Genomic DNA, 19,656 nt, shown 5'->3' with positions numbered 1-19,656 from the left:
AATGCGGGGTTATTGAAAAATTGGACTGATATGCGTCGCAAACTCGTTTGTGGAAACTGGAAGATGAATGGGAATTTGGCCTCGAATGCCGCGTTGTTGGCTGGCATCAAGGCAGGGTTGTCACAGTCAAGTTGTGAAGTGGCGGTCTGCGTGCCGGCAGTCTATCTTGCACAATGTCAATCAGAATTGATGGGTAGCGAACTGGGCTGGGGAGCGCAAGACGTCTCTGCGCATGCAGCAGGTGCATACACCGGTGAAATATCTGTATCCATGTTGCAGGATTTTTCCTGCAAGTACGTGATACTGGGACACTCGGAGCGGCGCGCCTATCATGGCGAATCCGATGCGTTGATTGCGTTGAAGATGCAGCGCGTCATCCAATCCAAGATGACACCGATTGTTTGCGTCGGTGAGACTCTTGCGCAGCGTGAAGCAGGGCAAACTAAAGCCGTGGTCGGCGCTCAAATGGACGTCTTGCTGGCGGCGATTGATGATGCTGATCTGGGGAAAGTGGTGATCGCTTACGAGCCGGTATGGGCTATTGGCACGGGCAAAACTGCAACGCCAGAAATGGCGCAGGACGTACATGCGATACTGCGCGCCAAACTGGCGCAAAAAAATGGCGAATTGGCGCGAGCAGTGCAAATTTTATATGGCGGCAGCATGAAGCCTGATAATGCACGAGAGTTGCTTGCAATGCCTGATATCGATGGCGGTTTGATCGGTGGCGCAGCATTGAATTCGGCGGATTTTCTGGCAATTGTGCATTCAGCTTGATGGCTGGATGTCGGCATTAAAAATAATGGATTTTTATAAGATTGGAAATTGTTAAATGCAATCCTTGTTTACTACCATCGTTGTAGTGCAGATCGTGTCTGCGCTGGCAATCATAGCGCTAGTTTTGTTGCAACACGGCAAAGGTGCTGATATGGGCGCCGCTTTCGGTTCTGGGGCGTCCGGCAGTTTGTTTGGCGCGACTGGTTCTTCAAATTTTCTGTCGAAGTCGACCGGTTTAGCTGCTGTAATTTTCTTCAGCGCAACTTTGGCTTTGGCTTATTTCAGTAATAAAGGTGCTGTTCCTACGGGCGGCGTCATGGATAGCTTTCCCGCAACGTCAGCACCGTCATCGGGCAGTGCGTCGGCACCGAGTCCTGTTACCGTTCCTGCAACCCCTGCGCCTGCTACAGGCAATGCCGGTCAGATTCCTAAATAAGTTAGAAATATTGCGTTTGTATAATACTTTGCTGCAATTGTGCATTGAACAAAGATGTTAAGCGGGTTAAAATGCAAGGCTAATGCCGACGTGGTGAAATTGGTAGACACGCTATCTTGAGGGGGTAGTGGCGAAAGCTGTGCGAGTTCGAGTCTCGCCGCCGGCACCAAAATTTTAGAGGCCAGCATAAGAAATCTTAAGCTGGCTTTTTATTGAGAAGAAAGCTGTTTGGCCTGTTGTTTTAGGCGGTATGCGTCCAGCGCAATTACGAGAAAAATGTGAACCTCGAAACTTACTTCCCCATTCTGTTATTCGTCCTGGTTGGTATCGGCGTCGGTATCGTACCGCAGGTGCTGGGTCGCCTGATGGCACCTCATTCGCCTGATGCTGAAAAGCTGTCTCCTTACGAATGTGGCTTCGAAGCTTTCGAAGATGCGCGCATGAAGTTTGATGTGCGCTACTACCTGATCGCAATTCTGTTTATTCTGTTCGATCTGGAAACTGCGTTTTTCTTTCCCTGGGGCGTAGCAATGCGTGACCTTGGTTGGGCCGGTTTTGTTACGATGTCGGTTTTTGTCGCTGAATTCGTTGTCGGTTTTTGGTACATCTGGAAGAAAGGTGCCCTTGATTGGGAGTGAGTCATGTCGATTGAAGGCGTATTAAACGAGGGCTTTATCACCACAACTGCAGATAAGTTGATTAATTGGACGCGCACGGGTTCTATGTGGCCTATGACGTTCGGTTTGGCTTGCTGTGCTGTTGAAATGATGCATGCAGGCGCATCGCGTTACGATATGGATCGTTTTGGCGTGGTTTTTCGCCCGTCACCGCGGCAGTCGGATGTGATGATTGTGGCTGGCACATTATGCAATAAGATGGCTCCGGCACTGCGTAAGGTATATGACCAGATGGCTGAGCCGCGTTGGGTAATCTCCATGGGGTCATGTGCCAATGGCGGCGGTTATTACCATTATTCCTATTCGGTAGTACGTGGTTGCGATCGCATTGTGCCTGTAGATATTTATGTGCCGGGTTGTCCGCCGACAGCGGAGGCGCTTCTCTACGGCATCATGCAGTTGCAAAACAAGATCAAGCGCACCAATACCATTGCGCGCTAATAGGATGATCGATTGAAAATGATGACAAAACTGGAATCGCTTGAGGCTGCTTTGCGCAGTGTGATCGCGGATCGTCTCGAAGGTCTGACGGTTGCTTTTGGTGAAGTCACTATATTGGTGGGGGCGTCAAATTATTTGTCGGTGATGCGCGCCTTGCGCGAACATGCTGATCTGCGTTTTGATGAGTTGATTGATTTGTGTGGCGTCGATTATTCGACGTATGGTGATGGCGCATGGGACGGATCGCGTTATGCAGTGGTTTCGCATCTGCTTTCCATAGAGCATAACTGGCGTTTGCGTGTACGGGTATTCGCGCCGGACGATGAGGTACCGCTGCTGGTTTCCATTATTACTATATGGAATTCGGCAAACTGGTACGAGCGTGAGGCTTTTGACTTTTTTGGCATTATGTTCGATGGTCACCCTGATTTGCGTCGAATTCTGACTGATTATGGCTTTATCGGCCATCCGTTCCGCAAGGATTTCCCGGTCTCTGGTTACGTCGAAATGCGCTATGACCCAGAGCAAAAGCGAGTGATTTATCAGCCAGTAACGATTGAGCCTCGTGAAGTTACGCCACGCGTGATTCGTGAAGAAAATTACGGGATGAATAATGGCTCAAATTAAAAACTACACGCTCAATTTCGGCCCGCAGCATCCTGCCGCTCATGGCGTCTTGCGCATGGTTCTGGAACTCGATGGTGAAGTGATACAGCGTGCCGATCCGCACATTGGCCTATTGCACCGAGGCACAGAAAAACTAGCTGAACAAAAAACTTATTTGCAATCGGTTCCTTACATGGATCGTCTCGATTATGTGTCGATGATGTGTAACGAACATGCCTATGTGATGGCAATCGAGAAGTTGCTCGGTCTGGAAGTGCCTTTGCGTGCGCAGTATATTCGCGTGATGTTCGATGAGATTACCCGTCTGCTGAATCACTTGCTCTGGTTGGGTGCGCATGCTCTTGATGTGGGTGCTATGGGCGTGTTTCTATATGCGTTTCGTGAACGTGAAGATTTAATGGATTGCTATGAGGCAGTCTCTGGCGCGCGTTTGCATGCTGCTTATTACCGGCCGGGCGGTGTGTATCGGGATCTTCCTGATTCCATGCCGCAACACAAAACATCAATTCTGCGCAACGAAAAGGCTATCAAGGCGTTAAATCAAAATCGGCAAGGTTCATTGCTGGATTTTATTGAGGATTTCACAAGCCGGTTTCCAACCTATGTTGATGAATACGAGACATTGCTGACGGATAACCGTATTTGGAAGCAGCGTCTGGTAGGGGTTGGTGTGGTATCTCCGGAACGCGCAAAAGCCATGGGATTTACAGGGCCGATGTTGCGTGGTTCCGGTGTCGAGTGGGATTTGCGTAAAAAACAGCCATATGAAGTCTACGACTTGCTGGATTTTGATATTCCTGTGGGCGTCAATGGCGATTGCTACGATCGTTATCTGGTGCGGATTGAAGAAATGCGTCAATCCAATAATATCATTAAGCAATGCATTGATTGGTTGCGCAATAATTCGGGTCCGGTCATGACCGATAACAATAAAATTGCACCACCAAGTCGCGTCAATATGAAATCCAACATGGAAGAGCTAATTCATCACTTCAAGCTATTTTCAGAAGGCTTTCATATTCCTGCTGGAGAGGCTTACGCTTCGATTGAGCATCCGAAAGGCGAGTTTGGCATCTACATGATTTCCGATGGTGCCAATAAACCCTATCGTCTCAAGATTCGCGCGCCAGGATTCGCACATCTGCAAGGACTGGATGAAATGGCAAGAGGTCATATGCTTGCTGATGCGGTAACAATCATTGGTACTCAGGATATTGTGTTCGGTGAGATTGACCGTTAAATGCGTGTCAATATTTGAGGCAAAAATAATGCTGTTATCAGAACAATCGTATAAGAAAATTGATCGCGAAATTGCGAAATTTCCTACTGACCAGAAACAATCTGCGGTCATGGCTGCATTGGCTATTGCCCAGGATGAAACAGGTTGGCTAGCGCCGGAAGTGCTGCAGGATATTGCCAGTTATCTGGGTATGCCCGCTATTGCGGTCCAGGAAGTGGCAACGTTTTACAACATGTACAACCTTAAACCGGTTGGAAAAAACAAGATTACGGTATGCACCAATCTGCCGTGTGTCTTGTCCGGTGGCGAACGTGCCGCACACTATCTGAAGCAAAAACTGGGTATTGATTACAAAGAAACTACGAGCGATGACCAATTCACTCTGCTTGAAGGTGAGTGCATGGGGGCATGTGGCGACGCACCAGTGATGATAATAAATAACAAGCGTATGTGTAGTCATATGTCCAATGACCGCATCGACGTGCTGCTGGAGGAATTGAAGAAATGACGAGTCTTCATAATCGGCACATTGATCCACTCATTCTGGCAGGGCTCGATGGCACTAACTGGCACTTGGGCGATTACGTCAAGCGTGGCGGCTATGAAGCTCTCAAACGCATTCTCGCCGAAAAAATCACGCCAGAACAGGTCATTGCAGAATTAAAAAGCTCATCCTTGCGTGGTCGCGGGGGCGCTGGATTTCCAACGGGACTGAAGTGGAGCTTTATGCCACGCCAATTTCCAGGGCAAAAATATCTGCTGTGTAACACGGATGAAGGGGAGCCTGGCACATTCAAGGACCGTGACATCATTCGTTACAATCCGCATGCCTTAATTGAAGGTATGGCTATAGGTGCTTACGCGATGGGAATCACTGTTGGATACAACTATATCCATGGTGAAATTTTTGCTGAATATGAGCGCTTTGAAGAAGCACTTGAGGAGGCGCGTGTGGCTGGTATGTTGGGCGACAATATTTGCGGAGCCGGTTTTAAATTCCAGTTGCATGCATTCCACGGTTACGGGGCATATATTTGCGGTGAAGAGACAGCATTGCTGGAGTCATTGGAAGGAAAGAAAGGCCAACCCCGATTCAAGCCACCTTTTCCTGCCAGTTTCGGTTTATATGGCAAGCCGACCACGATCAATAATACTGAAACATTTGCAGCGGTACCTTTCGTATTTCGTCTTGGCGGCGAAGCTTATGCGGCAATAGGCAAACCGAATAATGGCGGTACCAAGATTTTCTCGGTATCCGGCGACGTGGCAAAACCAGGCAACTATGAGATTCCGTTGGGTACGCCGTTTGCCACTTTGTTGGAACTGGCTGGGGGAATGCGCGGCGGAAAAAAAATCAAGGCAGTTATTCCAGGTGGATCCTCGGCGCCAGTGATAATTGGTGATGCAATGATGGCTACTGACATGGATTACGATTCAATCGCAAAAGCCGGATCGATGCTTGGTTCAGGCGCGGTGATTGTTCTGGATGAAACTAGATGTATGGTCAAATCGTTGCTGCGCTTATCGTATTTTTATTTTGAAGAATCGTGCGGGCAATGTACTCCATGTCGCGAAGGCACCGGCTGGATGTACAGAATGGTGCATAGGATCGAGCATGGCAAAGGCCGACCTGAGGATTTGGATATTCTCAATTCCGTTGCCGACAACATTCAAGGGCGTACGATTTGTGCGCTGGGTGATGCTGCAGCAATGCCAGTACGCGCATTCATCAAGAATTTCCGCGAAGAGTTTGAATATCACATCGAGCATAAGCATTGCTTGGTGCCCGCATACTTATAAGCCAGGTTAGGTAAAAGTAAAGCCATGGTCGAAATCGAAATAGACGGTATAAAAGTCGAAGTGCAAGAAGGCAGCATGGTTATGGATGCTGCGAATAAACTTGGCACCTATATTCCACATTTTTGCTATCACAAGAAATTGTCGATCGCAGCGAACTGCCGCATGTGCCTAGTCGAGGTTGAGAAAGCACCGAAGCCATTGCCAGCATGTGCAACGCCTGTTACATCCGGAATGATTGTACGCACGAAGAGTGAGAGGGCTGTCAAGGCCCAAAAAGGGGTGATGGAGTTCTTATTGATAAACCATCCATTGGATTGTCCAATTTGCGATCAAGGCGGTGAATGTCAACTTCAGGATCTGGCAGTCGGCTATGGTGCCTCCTCCTCACGATACCATGAAGAAAAACGTGTCGTATTTCATAAGGACGCCGGTCCCCTGATTTCGATGGAGGAAATGACGCGTTGCATTCACTGCACCCGCTGCGTGCGTTTCGGCCAAGAAATTGCTGGCGTGATGGAACTCGGCATGCTAAATCGTGGTGAACATGCCGAAATAACTGCATTTGTGGGCAAGACAGTTGACTCTGAATTATCCGGCAATATGATCGATTTATGTCCAGTAGGGGCGTTGACTTCAAAACCCTTCCGTTACACCGCACGTACTTGGGAATTGTCACGGCGAAAGTCTGTTAGCCCCCATGACGGTCTGGGCGCAAATCTTATCGTGCAAGTTAAAAATAATAAGGTGATGCGTGTTCTGCCGCTCGAAAACGAGGGTATTAATGAATGTTGGCTGTCGGATAAGGATCGTTTTTCGTATGAGGGTCTAAACAGCGAAGATCGCCTTACCAAACCGATGATTAAACAGGGTGACCTTTGGCAGGAAACGGACTGGCAGACGGCGTTGGAATACGTTGCACATGGCTTACAAAACATTAAGAATGAACATGGTGCCGATGCGCTTGCTGCGCTTGCCACACCGAATTCAACCCTTGAAGAATTGTCGTTGTTGCAAAAACTTGTCAGGGGAATCGGTTCCGATAACATTGATTTTCGCCTCCGTCAGTCGGATTTTTCGCTTGATGGAAAAATTACGCCCTGGCTAGGCATGTTGATTGCAGAGTTTGCACAGTTAAAACAAATTTTTGTTGTTGGCTCATTTTTACGCAAAGATCATCCGCTATTAGCCTCGCGTTTGCGTCAGGCAGTCAAGCTAGGGGCGAAGTTAAATATTCTGCATGCAACCGACGATGATTTGTTAATTCCTATTTCAAATAAAATTATCCAGGCGCCAACTGACTGGTTATCTATATTGGGCGAAATAATTGTTGCTGTATCACAAGAAAAAAATATTACTGTTCCTGTGCAGTTTGCCAGTTTGGAACCATCCAATGAATCAAAAAATATTGCTTCTGGATTGTTGCTAGATGTACCTAAAGCAATTTTTCTCGGTAATGCCGCTTCGCAACATCCACATGCCGCACAACTGCATGCGGCTGTAGAATGGCTTTCCGATAATACTGGCTCTAAATTTGGTTATTTGACGGAAGCTGCCAATACTGTAGGCGGTTACTTGGCTAATGCAATTCCGGCCAACGGGACTAATGCAGCACAGTTTTTATCGGTGCCGCGCAAAGCATACTTGTTATTGAACGCAGAACCTGCTGTCGATTGTGCCAACCCGCAAGTGGCGAGTGACGCTTTGGAACAGGCTGAAATGGTTGTAGTGATGTCGGCATTTAAACATGCTCTTGATTATGCCGATGTCTTGCTGCCGATAACACCTTTTACTGAAACGTCTGGTTCCTACGTGAATTGCGAAGGGCGCATACAAAGCTTCAATGGTACGGTTAAACCACTTGGCGAAGCGCGACCTGGCTGGAAAGTGTTGCGGGTATTGGGCAACTTGCTCGATGTACCTGAGTTTAATTATGAATCCTCTGAAGTTATTCGTGATGAAATTATTGGTGATGGAATTGTTTCTGGACGACTGAATAACAACGCTAGAGCACAATTGAATTCACCAGTCACAGAGAAACCCGGTCTACAACGGATCGCAGATGTGCCGATCTATTTCACAGATGCGATAGTACGACGTGCTGCTTCGCTTCAAAAGACTTCCGATGCAGCGGCACCAGTAGCTTATTTGTCAGCCACTCTGTTTGCAAAGCTTGGATTGCAAAATGATGCCAGAGTCGTCGTACGCCAAGGTGCAGGTAGCGTCTTATTGACGGCAGCAGTTGGCGTCGGTCAGCCAGAACATGTAGTGAGAGTGGCGGCTGGACATCCTTCGACGGCAATGCTTGGTGCAATGTTTGGTCCAGTTTCTGTGGAGCGTGGCTAATGGATCAAATGCTTGTCACAATTCAAGCGACTGGACAAAATTTCTTCGGTTTCTTGTGGCCTCTAGTCTGGAATTTAGTGAAAATAATTTGTATCGTACTGCCTGTTATGGCTTGCGTTGCTTATTTGACCCTTTGGGAACGTAAGTTAATTGGCTGGATGCATGTACGCATAGGACCTAATAGAGTAGGTCCTGCCGGTCTACTGCAGCCGATTGCAGATGCGCTGAAACTATTGCTGAAAGAAATTATTGTCCCGGCAAAAGCAAATAAAATATTATTTGTGATCGCACCTATCATGACAATTATGCCGGCATTAGCGGCATGGGCGGTTATTCCATTTGGTCCTGAGACTGTCTTGGCGAACGTAAACGCGGGATTGTTATTTGTTATGGCGATAACCTCTCTGGAAGTATACGGCGTCATTATTGCCGGATGGGCATCCAATTCAAAGTATGCATTTTTAGGAGCCATGAGGGCTTCCGCTCAAATGATCTCTTACGAGATAGCCATGGGATTTGTATTGGTAATTGTACTGATGGTTTCAGGAAGTCTTAATATTATTGATATTGTGATGACTCAATCCAGTGGTTATTTTGCTGACAAAGGACTGAATTTTCTTTCATGGAACTGGCTTCCCTTGTTTCCGATGTTTGTTGTCTATGTGATTTCAGGCATTGCAGAGACTAATAGGCATCCATTCGATGTGGTGGAGGGCGAATCAGAAATTGTTGCTGGTCACTTGGTTGAATATTCAGGAATGTCATTTGCTATGTTCTTTTTGGCTGAATATGCCAACATGATTCTCATCTCTGCACTGGCATCATTGATGTTCCTTGGGGGGTGGGCATCACCAATCAATTCTGTCTTGCTTAATTGGGTTCCGGGATGGATCTGGCTTGGAATTAAGACTTTCTTGGTAGTGTCGATTTTTATATGGGCGCGCGCGTCTTTCCCACGTTATCGCTACGATCAAATTATGCGACTCGGCTGGAAAGTATTTATTCCGCTAACTTTGGCATATTTGGTTATTGTTGCTGTCTGGATGCAGACGTCTTTGAATATTTGGAAGTAATTGGAAAGTTGAGGCTGATATCTTATGGAAGCCGTTAAGGATTTTTTTGGTAGTTTAATGCTCCGAGAGTTGCTCAAAGGTTTGGCACTGACCGGACGATATTTGTTTGCACGCAAGATTACGGTTCAGTTTCCTGAAGAAAAAACGCCGCAATCACCCCGTTTTCGCGGACTGCATGCTTTACGTCGTTATCCTAATGGTGAAGAACGTTGTATTGCATGCAAACTCTGTGAGGCAGTTTGCCCTGCCATGGCGATTACAATTGAATCTGATCAGCGCGCAGATGGAACGAGAAGAACCACTCGTTATGATATAGATTTGACAAAGTGCATTTTTTGCGGTTTTTGCGAAGAATCTTGCCCAGTTGATTCAATTGTAGAAACGCACATTCTTGAATACCACGGTGAAAAACGCGGTGATTTGTACTACACAAAAGAAATGTTGCTGGCTGTCGGTGACCGCTATGAAAATGAAATCGCTGCAGCTCGCGCAGCTGATGCCGCGTATCGTTAATCTGGTCCTTTATTTGGCTTGTTATGGAATTTAAAACCGTTCTTTTCTATATTTTTTCGGCGATATTAGTTATTGCTGCGACACGCGTTATTACAGCCCGTAATCCGGTACATTCAGCACTTTTTCTTGTGCTGTCTTTTTTTTCGGCGGCCGCACTCTGGATGTTGCTCAAGGCTGAGTTTTTATCGATAGTACTGGTGCTGGTCTATGTCGGTGCAGTAATGGTACTTTTTTTATTCGTCGTAATGATGCTTGACATTAATTTAGGTAAGATGCGCGAAGGTTTCTGGGGATATTTCCCTTTAGCTGCAACCATCGGTGTAGTAATCGCGCTAGAAATGGCTGCAGTGTTAATGCGTGGGTTCTGGATGCCAGAACCGCTGATTCCAGCTGCTGCTGACATGATTGGCAATACCAAGGAATTGGGAAAATTGATTTATACGCAATATGTCTATGCATTTGAAATTGCAGCTGTGATTCTTTTAGTTGCTATCATCGCTGCTGTTGCCCTCACAATGCGGCGCCGTAAAGACAGCAAACATTTCCACCCATCGGATGCAGTGAAGGTTAAACGGAATGATCGTATCCGCATTGTAAAGATGAAATCAGAATCTGATCGTTCAAATAATACTAAATCATCAGCATTACCTGCAGCAATCTCTGGAACAGAACAGAAATAAGGATTTCGAAAAATGACACTATCACTAGCGCATTATTTAATTCTAGGCGCAATACTATTTTCGATTTCAATTATTGGTATTTTTTTAAATCGAAAAAATATTATTGTTTTACTTATGGCAATAGAATTAATGTTGCTTGCTGTAAATATGAATTTTGTCGCCTTTTCTCATTATTTGGGAGATGCTGCTGGTCAGATTTTCGTTTTCTTCATTTTGACAGTGGCTGCAGCTGAATCAGCAATTGGCCTCGCCATTCTGATAGTTTTGTTCCGAAATATGGACACTATTAATGTTGAAGATATGGATTCTCTCAAAGGATAACAATCAGATTTTCTGAAATAGACTTTCTGAAATTAATATAAGGGTCATCATGGTGGGGCAACTTAACCCTAATTTACTACTTGTCGTTCCATTAGCGCCCCTTGTGGGATCTGTTATAGCAGGGCTTTTCGGTACCAAATTTTTGGGCAATATTGTTGGTAGAAAAGCGTCTCATACCGTAACAATACTTGGTGTACTGATTGCATTTGTCCTGTCTTGCATGACATTAAGTGAGGTGTTGAACGGAGCTTCGTTCAATGACACCATATATAACTGGATGACTATTGCTGGATTGAAGTTTGAAATTGGATTTCTGATTGATAGCCTTACTGCCTTGATGATGTGTGTAGTCACATTTGTATCATTGATGGTCCACATCTACACTATCGGTTATATGAAGGATGACGAGGGGTATAACCGTTTCTTTTCCTATATTTCCCTATTTACATTTGCAATGTTGATGCTTGTTATGAGCAACAATTTATTGCAATTGTTTTTTGGCTGGGAAGCCGTGGGCTTAGTTTCTTATCTATTAATTGGCTTCTGGTTTACGAGGCCGACTGCTACCGCTGCCAGCATGAAAGCATTTTTGGTAAATCGGGTGGGTGACTTTGGCTTTATTCTTGGGGTTGGCCTATTAGTGGCATATACGGGGTCACTCAATTACGGAGAAATATTTTCTCAAAAACAGGAATTAGCAAAGTTGTTATTGCCAGGTACAGAATGGTTGTTGATAACAGTTGCTTGCATCTGTTTATTTATTGGTGCAATGGGAAAATCGGCACAGTTTCCATTGCATGTCTGGCTACCTGACTCGATGGAAGGGCCTACACCAATATCTGCCTTGATTCATGCTGCGACAATGGTTACTGCTGGCATTTTTATGGTTGCTCGGATGTCACCATTGTTTGAATTGTCTGATACAGCATTGTCATTTGTCTTGATTATTGGCTCAATTACTGCATTGTTTATGGGCTTTCTCGGGGTTATCCAAAACGATATTAAGCGGATCGTTGCTTATTCTACTTTGTCCCAATTGGGTTATATGACAGTGGCCTTGGGCGCCTCGGCTTATTCGGTTGCTATATTTCATGTGATGACGCATGCATTCTTTAAAGCATTATTATTCCTGGCTGCCGGCTCAGTAATTATTGGGATGCATCATGTTCAAGATATTCGCCATATGGGCGGCTTGAGAAAATACATGCCTATTACTTGGATAACATCTTTACTAGGTGCGTTGGCATTGATTGGAACACCTTTTTTCTCCGGGTTCTATTCAAAAGATAGCATCATAGAAGCAGTTCATAATTCAACAATTTACGGCTCTGGTTTTGCGAGTTTCGCGGTGCTAGCTAGCGTATTTGTAACTGCATTTTATTCATTCCGACTGTATTTCCTGGTTTTTCATGGGAAGGAACGTTTTGGTAAAGCACACGACAACGACGCACATCATGATGCGCACGATGGATTAGCTTTTGGGCAAAAACCACATGAATCTCCGCTTGTGGTAACTTTGCCACTTATATTTTTAGCAATTCCGTCCGTTATTATTGGTTACTTCGCAATTGGACCACTTTTGTTTGGAGACTTCTTTAAAGATGTTATTTTTGTTGCCGAGGCACATGCGGCGATGGCAGAAATTTCAAAAGAATTTCACGGCCCGATTGCAATGGCGATTCACTCATTCACCACTGCACCTTTCCTTCTTGCCCTGGCAGGTGTTGTTAGCGCATATTATTTTTACTTAGTTGACCCACGTATTCCTGCATATATCAAGGATAAATCAGGCCCGATTTATAATTTACTGGATAACAAATATTATCTAGATAAATTTAATGAAGTGGTTATCGCTGGCGGTGCTCGTTTACTTGGTAATGGTTTATGGAGTATTGGTGATAAAACCTTAATTGACGGATTTTTAGTTAATGGTAGTGCTAAATTAATTCGCTTGTTATCGAGACTTTCCAGAAAAATTCAGTCGGGATATCTCTATCACTACGCCTTTGTAATGATCCTCGGCGTTTTAGGCTTTTTAATTTATTTCATGCCTTTTCCGTTTGCTAAATAAGCTGGCTAATAATATCAATTATGCAATCAACTTTCCCACTTTTGAGTTTAGCGATTTGGTGTCCTATCGCTTTTGGTATCTTCATTTTGGCATTTGGTCGTGATGACAATCCTAGGTTGGTTCGGATTGCATCACTGATTGGTGCAGTTGCAAGTTTCTTTGTTACGTTACCTCTGCTTCGGGGCTTCGATAATGCTGCGCATGGCATGCAATTTGTTGAGAAACATAGTTGGATTGACCGCTTCAATATCAATTATTTTCTCGGAATTGATGGTATCTCAATATGGTTCGTTGTTCTGACATCCTTCATTACAGTGATTGTTGTTATTTCAGCATGGGAAGTAATTGAGAAAAAAGTTGCCCAATATATGGGGGCTTTCCTGATTTTATCAGGCCTGATGGTGGGTGTTTTTTGTGCGCTGGATGGCATGCTGTTTTATGTTTTCTTTGAATCAACTTTAATCCCAATGTTTATCATTATCGGCATATGGGGCGGCGCGAATCGTGTCTACGCAGCATTTAAGTTCTTTCTCTATACGCTGATGGGTTCTCTGCTAACGTTATTAGCAATTCTGTATCTTTATACTAAAACAGGTAGCTTTGACATCCTTGTATGGCATGAATTTCCACTGACGTTATCCGTTCAAATATTTATCTTTCTTGCGTTCCTTATGGCTTTTGCTGTCAAGGTTCCGATGTGGCCAGTACATACTTGGTTGCCAGATGCCCACGTTGAGGCGCCTACTGGTGGATCGGTCGTGCTCGCAGCTATTATGCTGAAACTGGGCGCTTACGGCTTTCTACGTTTTTCTTTACCAATTACGCCGGATGCTAGTCACTATTTGTCAGGCTTCATGATTACCCTGTCCCTGATTGCCGTGATTTATATTGGATTGGTTGCAATGGTGCAGAAAGATATGAAGAAACTGGTAGCCTATTCCTCGATTGCACATATGGGATTTGTGACACTGGGTTTCTTCATGTTTAATGATTTATCGGTGCAGGGTGGCATTGCTCAGATGATTTCCCATGGCTTTGTTTCGGCTGCCATGTTTCTTTGTGTTGGCGTACTTTACGATCGTATGCATTCGCGACAGATTGCAGATTATGGTGGGGTAATAAATACTATGCCGAAGTTTGCTGCTTTTTTTGTTCTATTTTCCATGGCAAATTCCGGTTTGCCGGCGACATCCGGGTTTGTTGGTGAGTTTATGGTGATTTTAGGCGCCGTAAAATTCAATTTCTGGATTGGTATGCTCGCTGCCACTGCTCTTATTTTGGGGGCAGCATATTCTCTCTGGATGGCCAAGCGCGTGATATTTGGTGAAATTGCAAACGAGCGTGTAAGGCAACTGCCGGATATTAATAAACGTGAATTTTTTATGCTAGCTTTATTAGCCATAGCAGTAATCGGAATGGGTTTGTACCCAGCTCCATTTACAGACGTAATGCAAACGTCTGTCACGGACTTATTGAAACATGTCGCTATCTCAAAAGTGAACTAGAACAGTGCATATATAAGAGGCGACTTAAATGAATACCATGAATCTAACTTTACTTTATCCCGAAGTATTTCTTGTTATAGCTGCATCGGCAATTTTGCTTATTGACATGTTCCTGTCAGATGGGAAACGTTACATTACCTATATTTTGTCTTTATTGACCCTACTGGGATGTGTATTGCTTAACCTAAACTTACTGAATTCAGGAGTTACTGGTTATACTTTTCACAACATGTTTGTGGCAGATTCGATGTCGAATGTGTTGAAAATGTTTTCTTATCTGGCCGTTGGCCTGACGTTAATATATTCACGTCAATACGTAACTGAACGAGGAATGGTCGGCGGCCATCTTGGTGGTGAATTTTATGTATTGACACTGTTTGCGCTGTTAGGGCAAATGATTATGATCTCGGGTAATAATTTTCTTATTATTTATCTGGGACTGGAGTTAATGTCATTGTCTTTGTTTGCTTTGGTAGCACTGCGTCGTGAACATAAGATTTCGACTGAAGCAGCAATGAAATATTTTATTTTGGGCGCGATGGCATCCGGGTTTTTGCTTTATGGCATGTCAATGCTATACGGTGCAACCGGTTCACTTGATCTGACAGAAATTGCGAAAGTTACTGCAACAGGTGCTGTAGACAGAACAGTTTTGGTTTTTGGTGTGGTTTTTCTAGTTTCCGGCCTGGCGTTCAAACTCGGTGTGGTTCCCTTTCACATGTGGGTACCAGACGTTTACCAAGGTGCCCCGACTGCAGTAACACTATTGTTGGGTGGTGCACCAAAATTAGCAGCTTTTGCAATTTTTATCCGATTATTAGTTGATGGGCTTTTGCCTTTGGCCTTTGACTGGCAACAAATGATCGTTATTTTGTCAGTTCTATCAATGGCAGTTGGGAATATTGCTGCCATTGCTCAGACTAATTTGAAGAGGATGCTCGCTTATTCCACCATTTCCCAAATGGGTTTTATGTTGCTGGGGTTCTTGTCAGGCGTAGTTGGAGGAAGCACCGCACCTGCTGCCAATGCCTACAGTTCAGCTATGTTTTACACCATCACTTATGTGCTAACTACACTTGGCACATTTGGCGTCATCATGTTGTTGTCGCGCAAGGGCTTTGAAGCTGAAAATTTGGATGATTTTAAAGGTTTGAATCAGCGTAGCCCATGGTTTGCCCTTGTTATGATGCTACTTATGTTTTCTTTGGCTGGTATTCCACCAATGATGGGCTTCTACGCCAAGCTGTCCGTTATACAGGCAGTTTTGGGAACCGGGCAAACTTGGTTAGCGCTTGTAGCAATATTATTTTCTTTGATAGGGGCTTTCTTTTACGTACGTGTTGTTAAGCTTATGTATTTTGATGAGGCAATTGATAAATCTCCGATTGTAGTCAACAAGGATATGCGTATAGCGCTTAGTCTTAATGCCATTATTGTTCTTGGAATTGGACTGATGCCGGGTGCTTTGATGGCAATCTGTATAAATGCAATGAGTAAAATTCTTGGTATTTGAGGCTACAGAAGCTTAGTTTATGAATGTGACTTTTTCAGTTTGGATGGTGATCATATTGGCGGTATTTGCCGCTAATATGCCGTTTTTAAATGAGCGTTTTCTTGCAATTATTTCCATTCGTCGATCGGTAAAACCTTTTTGGCTGCGTCTGATGGAACTAGTGATTTTATATTTTTCTATAGGCTTTATTGCGCATTTGTTTGAGGCCAATTTGGGCAATATTTTTGACCAAAAATGGGAATTTTTTGCTATTACGTCTTTTTTATTTCTGGTTTTGGCCTATCCTGGCTTTGTCTTGCGTTATTTACGTAAGTAATTGTTTGGCTTCCAGCTTCGTTAAAAACCGGCCCTCATTTTTAATATGGACGATAAGCATCTTAAAGAAATTAAAATTGAAGGAAAAGTTGCTTTCGATGGCAATTTTCTTAAAGTGCAAAACGATACCGTTAGATTACCTGATGGGAAAATATCTTCAAGAGAATATATCAAGCACCCGGGTGCTGTAGTTATTCTTCCGTTATTTGATGATAATTCAGTATTGCTTGAGCGTCAGTTTCGCTATCCGTTGAATCGTGTATTTATTGAATTCCCAGCGGGAAAAATAGATCCTAATGAGGATTCACTGGCGACAGCCAAGCGTGAGTTGCAAGAAGAAACTGGCTATACTGCATCTGATTGGACGTTTGTTTGTACCATCCATAATGCGATAGCGTATTCCGATGAATATCTCGATATTTTTATTGCTCGCGGTCTACAGGTGGGTATCGCTAAACTGGATGACGGAGAGTTTTTAGAAACGTTCAGGGCTCCAATGAGCGAGGTGTTGGGTTGGGTTCGGGAAGGTAAGATAACTGATGTGAAAACAGTCATAGGTGCATTTTGGCTAGATAAGATTAGCGCTGGGCAGTGGACCTGATTTTCGTTTCTGCCCACAATAAAAAAGCCGCAGACTGCGGCTTTTTTATTGTACTTTACATATTGGTATAGTTCGGGCCGCCACCACCTTCTGGAGTGATCCAAACAATGTTTTGGGTTGGGTCTTTAATGTCGCAGGTTTTACAGTGTACGCAGTTTTGCGCATTGATTTGCAACCTGTCTTCACCCTCGTTTGTTTTAATGAATTCATACACGCCTGCCGGGCAGTAACGCGCTTCAGGGCCAGCATATTCTGCCAGATTAATACGCACTGGCACAGTTGGATCTTTGAGCGTCAGATGAATGGGTTGATCTTCTGCGTGATTGGTATTTGATATAAATACCGATGACAAACGATCAAATGTGAGTTTGCCATCAGGTTTCGGGTATTTGATTGACTTAAATTCTGCTGCCGGGCGCAAACACTCATGGTCCGCATGTTTGTGATGTAGCGTCCATGGTGCCTTACCGCCAAAAATAACCTGGTCAATCCCTACCAAAATAGTGCCAGCATAAAGGCCTTTACTCATCATTGGTTTGAAGTTGCGTGCCTTGTATAACTCTTCATGTAGCCAGGATTGTTCAAAAGCAGTTTCATAAGCGGATAGCTGGTCATGCTGGCGTTTTTCTGTTAACGCTTCAAATGCCGCTATTGCTGCCAGCATTCCTGTTTTAAGCGCGGCATGGCTGCCTTTGATGCGACTTGCATTCAAAAATCCTGCCTCGCAGCCTATCAAGGCGCCACCAGGGAATACTAATTTAGGCAGAGATTGCAAACCGCCGGCCGTGATGGCGCGTGCACCGTATGCCAGACGCCTACCCCCTTCAAAAAATTTACGGATCTCAGGATGCGTTTTGTAACGCTGAAATTCTTCATAAGGCGACAAGTATGGATTTTCATAAGAAAGGCCGACAACATATCCTACGGCTACCTGATTATTTTCCATATGGTAGAGAAATGAGCCGCCATAGGTTTTATTGTCGAGCGGCCAACCCGCGGTATGCACCACTAGGCCAGGTTGATGCAGGGCTGGATCGATTTCCCATAGTTCTTTGATGCCGAGACCATAGGTTTGTGGATCTTTATCTTTATTAAGGTCAAATTTTTGCATCAATTGCTTGCCCAGGTGTCCACGTGAACCCTCTGCAAACAATGTGTATTTTGCGTGTAATTCCATGCCGATCTGAAAGGCATCAGTTGGCTGACCGGCGCGATTGACACCCATATTGCCGGTTGCAACCCCTTTGACCGAACCATCCTCGTTATACAGAACTTCGGCAGCGGCAAACCCTGGGAAAATTTCGACGCCTAGGGTTTCAGCTTGCTGGCCAAGCCAGCGTACGACATTTGCTAATGAAATGATGTAATTGCCATGATTCTGGAAACAGCCGGGTAACATCCAACTTGGTGTTTTATAGGCCTTGGTCTCGCTCAAAAACAAAAAACGGTCTTCATTGACTTGGACGTTGAGTGGGGCGCCGCGCTCTTTCCAGTCTGGAAAAAGTTCAGTCATGGCTTGAGGATCCATGACTGCACCTGACAGAATGTGCGCGCCTAATTCGCCCCCTTTTTCAAGCACACAGACGGAGAGCTCGGTATCTGATGCCGCGGCAAGCTGTTTGAGTTTGATGGCAGCGGCTAATCCGGCAGGGCCACCTCCGACGATGACGACGTCATACTCCATTGTTTCGCGGGGTCCGTATTGCGCGGCTATGTCTTGGTTTTGTGTATTATTTTGTTCCATGCTCTCACCAATATAAATATAAATATCGAACGAACGTGCTAATTGATAGGGATTCTCTAGTAATAAGCTAGATACTGCAATCTAATCCCGGCTGATTCATGTAATCATTGAGATGTATTAATTCGTTAATAGAAGTGGTCATAAGATAAACCATTGGGAGAGATTCGTGGGCATTGAAGTTAATTTTGAAGGAAAAATTGCTCTAGTTACTGGCGCGTCCAGTGGTCTCGGGGCGCGTTTTGCAAAAGTCTTGGCGAAGGCAGGGGCGCAGGTAGTACTTGCTTCACGCAGAATTGACCGTTTGAAAGAGCTGCGTGCGGAAATTGAAGCTGAAGGTGGTGCGGCGCATGTAGTCAGCCTGGACGTGACCGATTATGCCAGTATTAAATCGGCAATTGCACACGCCGAAACCGAAGCTGGACCAATTGACATACTGGTTAATAATTCCGGCGTTTCCACTACCCAGAACCTGCTTGATGTAACGCCAGAGGATTATGCCTACGTGATGGATACTAATCAGCGCGGAGCATTTTTTGTCGCTCAGGAAACGGCAAAGCGGATGATCGCGCGCGCCAAAGGCGACCCGAAAAAGCAGCATCGCATCATCAATATTGCTTCTGTCGCAGGTTTGCGTGTATTGCCGAAAATCGGGATTTATTGCATGAGCAAAGCGGCTGTGGTGCACATGACAAAATCCATGGCGGTGGAGTGGGGCAGATACGGTATTAATGTCAATGCAATTTGTCCCGGTTATATTACGACCGAAATTAATGCCGAATATTTCGCCAGTGAAGAAGGGCAGAAATTAATCAGCATGCTACCGCGAAGAAGAGTCGGTTCGCCTGAAGACTTGGATGGTTTGTTGCTGCTTCTTGCAGGCGATGAGTCGCGTTTTATCAACGGAACAATTATCACAGCAGATGATGGCATGAGTGTCGAATAAGCCAGATAATTTATATATTCAATCAGACACCATTTT

Annotated in this window: 20 protein-coding genes and 1 tRNA gene; 20 read left to right on the top strand and 1 reads right to left on the bottom strand. The window is 44.8% G+C overall.

Annotation, left to right across the window (positions count from 1 at the left end; all coding sequences use genetic code 11):
* Positions 1 to 30: 30 nt before the first annotated feature.
* The 19 genes from tpiA (at position 31) to FKCLFG_RS10045 (ending at position 16,933) form a co-directional block, all read left to right on the top strand.
* Positions 31 to 777, top strand: a complete 747-nt coding sequence (gene tpiA, locus FKCLFG_RS10135; protein WP_472612970.1) for a triose-phosphate isomerase — start codon at positions 31 to 33, stop codon at positions 775 to 777.
* A gap of 55 nt (positions 778 to 832) precedes the next feature.
* Positions 833 to 1,213, top strand: coding sequence for a preprotein translocase subunit SecG (gene secG / locus FKCLFG_RS10130; RefSeq protein ID WP_472612969.1), 381 nt, complete (start codon positions 833 to 835; stop codon positions 1,211 to 1,213).
* A gap of 84 nt (positions 1,214 to 1,297) precedes the next feature.
* Positions 1,298 to 1,382, top strand: a tRNA-Leu gene (locus FKCLFG_RS10125).
* Positions 1,383 to 1,491: 109 nt separating this feature from the next.
* The gene (locus FKCLFG_RS10120) at positions 1,492 to 1,851 is read left to right on the top strand and encodes an NADH-quinone oxidoreductase subunit A (protein ID WP_472612968.1); all 360 of its coding nucleotides are present in this window, start codon (positions 1,492 to 1,494) and stop codon (positions 1,849 to 1,851) included.
* Positions 1,852 to 1,854: 3 nt separating this feature from the next.
* Positions 1,855 to 2,331 (top strand): NuoB/complex I 20 kDa subunit family protein, encoded by a 477-nt coding sequence (locus FKCLFG_RS10115; RefSeq protein WP_344762629.1) that lies wholly within the window; start codon positions 1,855 to 1,857, stop codon positions 2,329 to 2,331.
* Between the two features lie 18 nt (positions 2,332 to 2,349).
* Complete coding sequence (locus FKCLFG_RS10110) at positions 2,350 to 2,958, top strand: NADH-quinone oxidoreductase subunit C (protein ID WP_472615838.1); 609 nt, start codon at positions 2,350 to 2,352, stop codon at positions 2,956 to 2,958.
* A complete protein-coding gene (locus FKCLFG_RS10105; protein ID WP_472612967.1) occupies positions 2,945 to 4,198 on the top strand; it encodes an NADH-quinone oxidoreductase subunit D in 1,254 nt (417 codons plus the stop codon). The genes FKCLFG_RS10110 and FKCLFG_RS10105 overlap by 14 nt, the downstream gene beginning before the upstream one ends.
* A gap of 28 nt (positions 4,199 to 4,226) precedes the next feature.
* Positions 4,227 to 4,706, top strand: coding sequence for an NADH-quinone oxidoreductase subunit NuoE (gene nuoE, locus FKCLFG_RS10100; protein ID WP_472612966.1), 480 nt, complete (start codon positions 4,227 to 4,229; stop codon positions 4,704 to 4,706).
* Complete coding sequence (gene nuoF / locus FKCLFG_RS10095; RefSeq protein ID WP_472612965.1) at positions 4,703 to 5,998, top strand: NADH-quinone oxidoreductase subunit NuoF; 1,296 nt, start codon at positions 4,703 to 4,705, stop codon at positions 5,996 to 5,998. The genes nuoE and nuoF overlap by 4 nt, the downstream gene beginning before the upstream one ends.
* A gap of 24 nt (positions 5,999 to 6,022) precedes the next feature.
* Positions 6,023 to 8,341, top strand: coding sequence for an NADH-quinone oxidoreductase subunit NuoG (nuoG, locus tag FKCLFG_RS10090; protein WP_472612964.1), 2,319 nt, complete (start codon positions 6,023 to 6,025; stop codon positions 8,339 to 8,341).
* Positions 8,341 to 9,414, top strand: a complete 1,074-nt coding sequence (nuoH, locus tag FKCLFG_RS10085; RefSeq protein ID WP_472612963.1) for an NADH-quinone oxidoreductase subunit NuoH — start codon at positions 8,341 to 8,343, stop codon at positions 9,412 to 9,414. The genes nuoG and nuoH overlap by 1 nt, the downstream gene beginning before the upstream one ends.
* 24 nt (positions 9,415 to 9,438) lie before the next feature.
* Entirely contained in the window at positions 9,439 to 9,927 is a 489-nt protein-coding gene (gene nuoI / locus FKCLFG_RS10080; protein WP_472612962.1) for an NADH-quinone oxidoreductase subunit NuoI, read from the top strand.
* 23 nt (positions 9,928 to 9,950) lie between these two features.
* Positions 9,951 to 10,607, top strand: coding sequence for an NADH-quinone oxidoreductase subunit J (locus tag FKCLFG_RS10075; RefSeq protein WP_472612961.1), 657 nt, complete (start codon positions 9,951 to 9,953; stop codon positions 10,605 to 10,607).
* Positions 10,608 to 10,619: 12 nt separating this feature from the next.
* Positions 10,620 to 10,928, top strand: a complete 309-nt coding sequence (gene nuoK / locus FKCLFG_RS10070) for an NADH-quinone oxidoreductase subunit NuoK (RefSeq protein ID WP_472612960.1) — start codon at positions 10,620 to 10,622, stop codon at positions 10,926 to 10,928.
* 49 nt (positions 10,929 to 10,977) lie between these two features.
* Positions 10,978 to 12,999: an NADH-quinone oxidoreductase subunit L gene (nuoL, locus tag FKCLFG_RS10065; protein ID WP_472612959.1), complete on the top strand. Its 2,022-nt coding sequence runs from the start codon at positions 10,978 to 10,980 to the stop codon at positions 12,997 to 12,999.
* Positions 13,000 to 13,016: 17 nt separating this feature from the next.
* Positions 13,017 to 14,504 (top strand): NADH-quinone oxidoreductase subunit M, encoded by a 1,488-nt coding sequence (locus tag FKCLFG_RS10060; RefSeq protein ID WP_472615837.1) that lies wholly within the window; start codon positions 13,017 to 13,019, stop codon positions 14,502 to 14,504.
* Positions 14,505 to 14,532: 28 nt separating this feature from the next.
* Positions 14,533 to 16,017, top strand: coding sequence for an NADH-quinone oxidoreductase subunit NuoN (gene nuoN / locus FKCLFG_RS10055; protein ID WP_472612958.1), 1,485 nt, complete (start codon positions 14,533 to 14,535; stop codon positions 16,015 to 16,017).
* A gap of 19 nt (positions 16,018 to 16,036) precedes the next feature.
* Positions 16,037 to 16,333 (top strand): DUF2818 family protein, encoded by a 297-nt coding sequence (locus FKCLFG_RS10050; protein WP_472612957.1) that lies wholly within the window; start codon positions 16,037 to 16,039, stop codon positions 16,331 to 16,333.
* A gap of 45 nt (positions 16,334 to 16,378) precedes the next feature.
* Positions 16,379 to 16,933 carry an NUDIX domain-containing protein gene (locus FKCLFG_RS10045; RefSeq protein WP_472612956.1) on the top strand — a complete coding sequence of 185 codons (555 nt, stop codon included), beginning with the start codon at positions 16,379 to 16,381 and terminating at the stop codon, positions 16,931 to 16,933.
* 55 nt (positions 16,934 to 16,988) lie between these two features.
* On the opposite strand, the gene FKCLFG_RS10040 is transcribed toward FKCLFG_RS10045, so the two are convergent.
* Entirely contained in the window at positions 16,989 to 18,677 is a 1,689-nt protein-coding gene (locus FKCLFG_RS10040) for an electron transfer flavoprotein-ubiquinone oxidoreductase (protein WP_472612955.1), read from the bottom strand.
* A gap of 166 nt (positions 18,678 to 18,843) precedes the next feature.
* On the opposite strand from FKCLFG_RS10040, the gene FKCLFG_RS10035 reads away from it, so the two are divergent.
* Positions 18,844 to 19,620, top strand: coding sequence for an SDR family oxidoreductase (locus tag FKCLFG_RS10035; RefSeq protein ID WP_472612954.1), 777 nt, complete (start codon positions 18,844 to 18,846; stop codon positions 19,618 to 19,620).
* The last annotated feature ends 36 nt before the right edge of the window (positions 19,621 to 19,656 follow it).

The sequence above is a fragment of the Gelidimonas denitrificans genome (assembly GCF_055694065.1).
This window is presented reverse-complemented; position numbering and strand designations above follow the sequence as displayed.